The sequence below is a fragment of the Rhizobium alarense genome (assembly GCF_021555155.1).
Lineage (GTDB): Bacteria > Pseudomonadota > Alphaproteobacteria > Rhizobiales > Rhizobiaceae > Rhizobium_D > Rhizobium_D alarense.
On record NZ_JAKGBU010000002.1, the window covers coordinates 73895 to 82181 of the forward strand.

At 65.4% G+C, this 8287-nt stretch carries 7 protein-coding genes and 1 pseudogene; 6 read left to right on the plus strand and 2 right to left on the minus strand.

The features are described from left to right. The first annotated feature begins 49 nt into the window (after positions 1 to 49). Positions 50 to 3445 (plus strand): class I SAM-dependent DNA methyltransferase, encoded by a 3396-nt coding sequence (locus LXM94_RS01110; RefSeq protein ID WP_235769302.1) that lies wholly within the window; start codon positions 50 to 52, stop codon positions 3443 to 3445. 7 nt (positions 3446 to 3452) lie between these two features. On the opposite strand, the gene LXM94_RS01115 is transcribed toward LXM94_RS01110, so the two are convergent. Continuing rightward, positions 3453 to 3884, minus strand: coding sequence for a hypothetical protein (locus tag LXM94_RS01115; protein ID WP_235769303.1), 432 nt, complete (start codon positions 3882 to 3884; stop codon positions 3453 to 3455). Positions 3885 to 4097: 213 nt separating this feature from the next. Between LXM94_RS01115 and LXM94_RS01120 the strand changes: the two genes are divergently transcribed. From LXM94_RS01120 to LXM94_RS01135, 4 genes are all read left to right on the plus strand, one after another. Continuing rightward, on the plus strand, positions 4098 to 4700 hold the full coding sequence (locus LXM94_RS01120) for a superoxide dismutase (RefSeq protein WP_235769304.1): 603 nt from the start codon (positions 4098 to 4100) through the stop codon (positions 4698 to 4700). 662 nt (positions 4701 to 5362) lie between these two features. Continuing rightward, positions 5363 to 5962, plus strand: coding sequence for an NAD(P)H-dependent oxidoreductase (locus LXM94_RS01125; protein ID WP_235769305.1), 600 nt, complete (start codon positions 5363 to 5365; stop codon positions 5960 to 5962). Between the two features lie 103 nt (positions 5963 to 6065). Continuing rightward, positions 6066 to 6290: a hypothetical protein gene (locus tag LXM94_RS01130; protein ID WP_235769306.1), complete on the plus strand. Its 225-nt coding sequence runs from the start codon at positions 6066 to 6068 to the stop codon at positions 6288 to 6290. 86 nt (positions 6291 to 6376) lie between these two features. Beyond that, positions 6377 to 7264, plus strand: coding sequence for a metallophosphoesterase (locus tag LXM94_RS01135; protein WP_235769307.1), 888 nt, complete (start codon positions 6377 to 6379; stop codon positions 7262 to 7264). Positions 7265 to 7270: 6 nt separating this feature from the next. On the opposite strand, the gene LXM94_RS01140 is transcribed toward LXM94_RS01135, so the two are convergent. After that, positions 7271 to 7966 (minus strand): helix-turn-helix transcriptional regulator, encoded by a 696-nt coding sequence (locus LXM94_RS01140; RefSeq protein WP_235769308.1) that lies wholly within the window; start codon positions 7964 to 7966, stop codon positions 7271 to 7273. Positions 7967 to 8086: 120 nt separating this feature from the next. Here LXM94_RS01140 and LXM94_RS01145 point away from each other — a divergent pair. Next, positions 8087 to 8287 (plus strand): annotated as a pseudogene (locus LXM94_RS01145) (LysE family translocator); the annotation flags it as partial.

Consider the following 8287-nt stretch of genomic DNA (forward strand, 5'->3'; position numbering starts at 1 on the left):
ACGGCGTGCAGCCTTAAGATCGACGAAAATGCCGGGGGAAGAGACGAGAGTGACAAGAGCCGTCGAGGCCTTCATCGCACGCTGGCAGGGCCAGGAGGGCGGACAGGAACGGGCCAACTATGCGCTGTTCCTGACGGAGCTCTGCGACCTGCTCGACCTGCCCCATGCGGATCCGGCCTCCGCCGGGCACGAGGCGAACGATTACGTCTTCGAGCGCACGGTGCGCGATCCCGGCCGCGACGGTACTTTCACGCCGAAGCGCATCGACCTCTACAAGCGCGACTGCTTCGTCCTGGAGGCCAAGCAGAGCCGCCTTTTCGGGGACAAGAAGATCGAGACGCCGCAGCTTCCCGGCCTCGACGCCGCCGCCCCGCGCGGCCGCCGCGCGGGCGCCAATCGCGCCTGGGACGTGCTGATGATGAACGCCCGCGCCCAGGCCGAAAACTACGTGCGCCTGCTGCCGGCCGCCCATGAGCCGCCGCCCTTCGTGCTGGTCTGCGACGTCGGCCACTGCATCGAGGTCTATGCCAATTTCCGCCGCGACGGCAAGGCCTATGACCAGTTCCCCGACCGCCGCTCCTTCCGCATCTATCTGGAGGATCTGCGCGAGGAGACGGTGCGCGCCCGGCTGATCGCCATCTGGACCGATCCGCTGTCGCTCGATCCCTCGCGTCACGCCGCCCGCGTCACCCGCGAGATCGCCGCCCGCATCGCCAGGGTCAGCCAGGCGCTCGAAAAATCCGGCCACGCCACCGAGGAGGTGGCCATGTTCCTGATGCGCATGCTCTTCACCATGTTCGCCGAGGATGTCGACCTGCTGCCGAAGGACAGCTTCAAGGCGCTCCTGAAGGATTGCGCGCAGAAACCCGAAATCTTTCCGGGCATGATGCAGGACCTGTGGAAGGCCATGGACGAGGGCGGCTTTTCCGCCACCATCCGCGAGCAGGTGAAGAAGTTCAACGGCGAGTTCTTCAAGAACCGCCGCGCCCTGCCGCTGGCGAAGGAAGAAATCGGCGAACTTGCCGCCGCCGCCGGCTACGACTGGAAGGATGTCGAGCCTGCGATCTTCGGCACCTTCCTCGAACAGGCGCTGGATCCCGCCGACCGGCGCAAGCTCGGCGCGCACTACACGCCGCGCGCCTATGTCGAACGGCTGGTGATCGCCACCGTCATCGATCCGCTGCGCACGGAATGGGACAATGCCCGCTCCACCGCCGACCGGCAGAAGGCGGAGGGCAAGGCCGATGCGGCGATCCGGACGGTCGCCGCCTTCCACGACAGGCTCTGCGGCATCCGCGTGCTCGATCCGGCCTGCGGCACCGGCAATTTCCTCTATGTCTCGCTGGAACTGATGAAGCGGCTGGAAGGCGAGGTGCTGGAGGCGCTGAACGACCTGGGCGGGCAGGAGGGGCTGGCGCTCGAACGGCACACGGTCGATCCGCACCAGTTCCTCGGGCTGGAGGTCAATCCGCGCGCGGCGGCGATTGCCGAGTTGGTCCTGTGGATCGGCCATCTGCAATGGCATTTCCGCAACAAGGGCGTCGCCCCCTCCGAACCGATCCTGAAAGCCTTCCACAACATCGAGAACCGCGACGCGGTGCTTGTCTGGGACGGTTACCCGATGCCGAAGGTGGTGGACGGACAGGAGACCTATCCGAATCCGCGCCGGCCGAAATGGCCGGAGGCGGACTATATCGTCGGCAACCCGCCCTTCGTCGGCGGCAAGGATATCCGCGCGCGTATGGGCGGCGCCTATGCCGAGGCGCTGTGGAAGGCGCATGCCCACATGAACGAGAGCGCCGATTTCGTCATGTACTGGTGGGACCGCTCGGCCGACATCCTGCTGAAGAAGGGCACGGCACTGAAGCGCTTCGGCTTCGTCACCACCAATTCGATCAGCCAGGTGTTCCAGCGCCGCGTCATGGAACCCTATCTCGCGGCGAAGAAGCCACTTTCGATCGTCATGACGATCCCCGACCATCCCTGGACCAAGGTGACGCGCGACAGCGCCGCCGTGCGCATCGCCATGACCGTCGCCGAAGCCGGCAAGCAGGACGGCCTGCTGCTGGAGGTGACGGCGGAGGAGGGCGTCGAGACCGACAGCCCGGTGATCCTGTTCGACGAGAAGCGCGGGAAGGTGAATTCGGATCTGACGGTTGGGGTGGATGTGACGAACGCCGCAGAACTCAAGGCGAACTACGGAATCTGCTCGCCGGGTATGAAGCTACACGGCTCCGGCTTCATCGTGAGCCCACAGGAAGCCGAACTTCTTGGTCTCGGTCGTCTGCCGGGTCTTGAAAGGCATATCCGCATTTACCGGAATGGCCGCGACCTGATGGACCGTCCGCGCGGCGTCATGGTGATCGACCTGTTCGGACTGAGCGCCGAGCAGGTACGCACGCGCTACCCGGTTGTCTATCAGCATGTTCTCTCAACGGTTAAGCCGGAGCGTGACGGCAACAACCGTGCAACCTATCGCGACAACTGGTGGATTTTTGGAGAGCCGAGGCGGGACTTACGCCCCGCAATGAGCGACCTCCCGCGCTACATCGCCACCGTCGAGACCGCCAAGCATCGCGTCTTCCAGTTCCTTGACGCGTCGATCCTGCCGGACAACATGCTTGTCGCCATCGGTTTGAGCGAAGGTTATCCGCTCGGCGTTCTCTCATCGCGCTTCCACGTCGTATGGGCGCTACGCGCTGGCGGATGGCTCGGAATCGGCAATGACCCCCGCTACTCGAAATCCCGCTGCTTCGACCCCTTCCCGTTCCCCGCCGCCACCGACGCGCAAATGGCCGAAATCGGCGCCATCGCGGACGAACTGGACGCCCATCGCAAGCGTGTGCTGGCTGAACATGAGCACCTGACGCTGACCGGGCTCTACAATGTGCTGGAGCGGCTGAAGGCGGGCGCGAAGCCGGATGATCTCGATGCGAAGGAGCGCCGCATCTTCGACGACGGGCTGGTGCTGATCATCAGGGAATTGCACGAGCGGCTGGATGCCGCCGTGGCCGACGCCTATGGCTGGCCGGTCGACCTTGCGGAGGAGGAGGTGCTTGCTCGCCTCGTCGCGCTCAACAAGGAGCGGGCGAAGGAGGAAAAGCGCGGGCTGGTGCGCTGGCTGCGCCCCGACTACCAGATCCCGCGCTTCGGCTCGGACAAGGAAAAGGCCGAGCAGCTGGAGGCCGATCTCGGCGAGGCGATCCTGGAGGCCGTCTCCGGCCCGAAGCCCGCCTTCCCCTCCGACGAGCGCGACCAGACGCCGGCCGTGCTGCACCAGCTGATCGAGGCCGAGGGCGCCGTCGACGCGGCGACGATCGCCAGCGCCTTCAAACAGGGCCGTAAATGCCTGCCCGCCGTCTCCGCAGTGCTCGCCTCGCTGCACCGCATGGGCCTCGTCTCGACTTCCGACGGCAGGAGCTTCGCCTACCGCCGGGCGGCGTGAGAGCGCCTCATTCCTCCGCGTCGTCCTCCGGCGCGCCTTGGGGCGACGTCTCGCCCTTGGCGGCCGCGGCGCGCCGTTCCAGCACCTTGGCGCGCTGCTTGTCGTTCAGCACCCGGACGAATTCCGGGCCGATGGCGCCGGTGAGTTCGACGGTCTTTGCCTGCTTGTCGTAGACGCAGACATAGCTGACGCGCATCTTCTCGCTCTGCGAGCGGCCGGCGACAAGCGCGATGCCGAAGCGTTCCGTGCCGGTCGGGTCGACATGCACGGTGGGCTTGCGGAACTTTTCCGGCAGCGCCGCGACGCAGGCCTTCTCCACGTCGGCGCGAAACGCCTCCCAGGCATCGTCCGAGGAGGCGAGCGCCGGCGTCGCGGCGGCGGCGATCGGCAGGGCGATGAGGAGGGCGGTCTTGGCGGTGCGCATGGCGGGTCCTTTCATCCGGGCCGCCCGGTCGCCCGGCCGGCATGACGGGAAGAATGCGCGTCGTTCTGTGGCGGTTCCATGGCGCCGGCGGGGCATTTCGGGGGAAATGAATTTCCTGCCGGAACGCAAATTTTGGCAGGTGCACCGGTTGCCACTCCCCACCACCGCCCCTATGTTCCCGTCACGGATTTCATTGAAAAAATTCCGATGCCAAGAGGAGAAACCGCCATGGCTTTCGAACTTCCGCCGCTTCCCTACGATTATGACGCGCTCGCCCCCTTCATGTCGAAGGAGACGCTGGAATACCATCACGACAAGCACCACAAGGCCTATGTCGACAACGGCAACAAGCTGGCGGAAGAAGCGGGCCTCGCCGGCCTCTCGCTGGAAGAGATCGTCAAGAAGTCCTACGGCACCAACCAGGGCCTCTTCAACAATGCCGGCCAGCACTACAACCACATCCATTTCTGGAAGTGGATGAAGAAGGGCGGCGGCGGCAAGAGCCTGCCGGGCGCGCTGCAGAAGGCGGTCGATTCCGATCTCGGCGGCTACGACAAGTTCAAGGCAGACTTCGTCGCCGCCGGCACCACGCAGTTCGGCTCCGGCTGGGCCTGGCTCTCCGTCAAGGACGGCAAGCTCGCCATCTCGAAAACCCCGAACGGCGAGAACCCGCTGGTCCACGGCGCTTCGCCGATCCTCGGCGTCGACGTCTGGGAGCACTCCTACTACATCGACTACCGCAACATGCGGCCGAAATACCTGGAAGCCTTCGTCGACAGCCTGATCAACTGGGACTACGTGCTCGAAATGTACGAGGCGGCGACCAGGTAGGCGTCCCGTTCTTACAGGATGCAGAGCCCCGGCCGGGCGACCGCGCCGGGGCTTTTTCGTTGGAGCTGCGCGGCAGCCTCCCTCTTCTCCCCGCCGGGGAGACGTGCCGCGCGAAGCGAGGCGATGAGGGGGCGGGCACGGCGCTTGCGGCACCTCCCTCATCCGGCCTCGCGGGCCACCTTCTCCCCACCGGGGAGAAGCGGGAAGCCGCCCGCCGTCATGCTCCTGTCATCCGTGCTGCCCAGTGCTGTGACTCCAACGCTTGTTTCGCCCTTGCGACACCGCCGCAGGTGAGCTACGCGTTGACCCCGATCGGGAGCGAGATCGCCCCGTTTCTCGCCAATGTGATGCAGTGGCTGGGTGCGCGCGTTACGCACACCGCCGATTCGCAACAGGAATTCGACAATGGGCCGGCCGCAAAGGTTTGAGCTCCTCGGAAGTGCATGGGGAGGCGCCTTGCGGCTCTCGTCGGTGCGATTGTCGCGGGACTGAAATCCTAGAGTATTTCCGGTGAAAACAGGATCACTGGAAATACTCTATAATATTGTTTTTACCACATTATCCGACGCCGAAGCGATTTCGCTTCGACTGGAAATGCTCTAGGGACCAAGCGTTAAGCTTGGTATCCGTCCTGAAACGAAGACCACATTTGGGAGAGGCCTGTGAAAGCGCTTGTCGTGGTTTGCCATCCGGCTGCCGATAGCTTCAATCACGCGCTGGCGGAAGCGGTGCGGACGGCTTGGACATCCGCGGGGTGTGATGTCGTCTTTCATGATCTTTACGCAGAAGGTTTTGATCCGCTTCTGTCCGCGTCCGAAGCTCGGGGCACGTCGACCGCGGACAAGACAGTCGCAGCGCATATTGCCGAGCTTCGTGCCTGTGATCTGCTCGCTGTCATTCATCCCAATTGCTGGGGCGCACCGCCGGCAATGATGAAGGGCTGGATCGATCGCGTGTTCGCCCCGGAGGCCGCCTACACATTCGCCAAAGGCGTGGACAGCGGGGACGATCCGATCGGCCTGTTGCGGACGCGCGCGGCTTTGATCCTGAACACGGGCAACACTCCGGCCGAACGTGAGAAGAATCACTTCGGCGACCCGCTCGATCACATCTGGCGGCGGTGCATTCTCGAATTTTGCGGCGTGAAGCATGTGAGCCGCGCGCTATTTGGCGTCGTCGCCACAAGTTCCCGCGACGAGCGACGAGCGTGGTTGGAACAGGCTGGAAAGATGGCGCGGGAAATGTGGGAGCTAGCGTTGTGACTCTAGCGTTTGTTTCGCCGTTGCAACCTTTTCGAGGATTTGGGCGGGGGACCTTGTCCAGACGAAGGGTTTGGGGTCGGCATTGTGGTTTTCGAGGTATTGCATGATGGCGTCTATCAGCCGTGTGACACTTTTGAAGGCTCCGCGGCGGAACCTGCTCGCGATGGCCGGCGACCTGGCCGGGCGGGGCGCCCAGGCGGCGGCGATCGCCTGTACCGAACTTCCCTTGCTGGCGGAGACGGCGGACTATCCGCTCCCGGCCTTCGATGTCGTCCGGCTGCATGTTGAGGGTGCGCTGGATCTGGCGATCGGCTGTGAGCGGACGTGACATGCGCTTCGGCCGCTGCGGCCTGCCTCTGAACCGGACATCTCCTCCGTCATCCGCCTGTCATACCCGCCGCCTATGGAGGCGGAATGACCGACCCCGCCCGTCTGCCGCGCTTTTCCTTCGGCCTCGTCGCCGATCCGCAATATGCCGCTATCGAGCGTCATCCGACCCTCGACCGCTTCTATGCGAGAAGCCTCGGCAAGCTCGAGGAGGCGATCGCCGTCTTCAACGGCGAGGATCTCGCCTTCGTCATGACGCTCGGCGACGTCATCGATCGCGGCTTCGAGAGCTTCGATGCCGTCCTGGGCGCCTACGAAACGCTCAGGCACCGCGCGATCTTCCTGCCCGGCAACCACGATTTCCTGGTGGAGCCCGGGCGGCTCGGCGAGGTGCACAAGCGGCTCGGCATGCCGGCGCCCTACCATCATTTCGCGCTCGGCGGTGTGCGTTTCGTCGTGCTCGACGGCAATGTCGAGAGCGTCTTCGTGGCACCGCCCGGCGATCCGCGCCAGGAAGCGTTCGGCGACCGGCTGGCGGCGATGAAGGTCGAGGGCGCGATCAACGCCCATATCTGGAACGGCGGCATCGGGGCTGCCCAGTTCGACTGGCTGGAAGAGGTCATGGACCAGGCGGAGGCCGACGGCGAAGCGGTCGTCGTCTTCCTGCACTATCCGCTCTACCCCCGCAACGAGCACAATCTCTGGGACTGCGAGGCCGTGGTCGAGCTGCTGACCCGCTATCGCTGCTTCCGCGCCGCCTTTTCCGGCCACAACCATGCCGGCAACTACGGTGCGGTCGGCGGCCAGCATTTCGTCAATCTCAAGGGCATGGTCGAGACCGCCGGCACGAATGCCTTTGCCGTCGTCGACGTCTTCGACGACCGTCTCGAGCTGCGCGGCTTCGGCCGCGAGGAGAGCCGGATCCTTGCCTTCGGGCGCACCGTCGCGGCCGCGCTGGCCCCGCCTGCCGCCTGACCCCGTTCACCCCGCCGCCTGGTTGACCTGCCAGCCGTCGACCCAGAGCGCGCGCAGCCGGTCGCCCTCGCCGCGGAAATGTCTGCCCGTCGCGGCGCAGTCCTCGATGCGGTCGGCGCGGAAATTGCGGATCGCCTGCCGGAGTTCGCACCAGCCGACGATGTTCGCCGTCTCGGAATAGTAGATCAGCGCGATAGGGCGGATGGTGCGCTCGGTCCTGCGCGCATATTCGTCGCGATAGTCGATCGAAAGCGCCTCCTCCTCGCGGATGGCGCGGCGCACCAGCGCCAGATCGACGCCGTCGGGCGCCGGGGCCGGCGTGCCCCAGGCATGCAGCGCGCGGGCCGACAGGGTCTGGCGCAGCGGCGGCGGCACCGCGCCGGCGATCTTGTCCGACACGCGTCTTGCGGCGGCCTTCAGCTCCCGGTCGCCGGTGCGCTCCAGCAGCGCCAGCGCCAGCACGACGGCCTCCGTCTCCTCGATCGTGAACATCAGCGGCGGCAGGTCGAAGCCGGGGCGCAGGATATAGCCGATGCCGCGCGCGCCCTCGACCGGCACGCGCATCGCCTGCAGGCCCGCGATGTCGCGGTAGATCGAGCGCACCGTCACCTCCAGCCGGGCGGCGATCTCGGCCGCCGTAACCGGGTGGCGGGCGAGCCGCAGGATCTGGATGATCTCGAAAAGGCGGGACGCCTTGCGCATGTCTCCTCCAACACAACTGACACATCCCTGTCAGTTGGTCTCCGTTATAGCACGGTGCAACCCTTTGAAAATCAGGATGCGCGGCAACGGCCGGCGCATCCATTACAACGGACAACTGACATGACCTATGCCGAAAACCTCTGGCTGTTCTTCCTCCTTCTCACCGGCATCATCGTCGTGCCGGGCATGGACATGGTCTTCGTGCTGGCGAGCGCGCTGTCGGGCGGCCGGCGCGCCGGGCTGACGGCGGTCTTCGGCATCATGACGGGCGGGCTGGTGCACACGCTCTACGCCGCGCTCGGCGTCGGCGTGGCGCTCCGC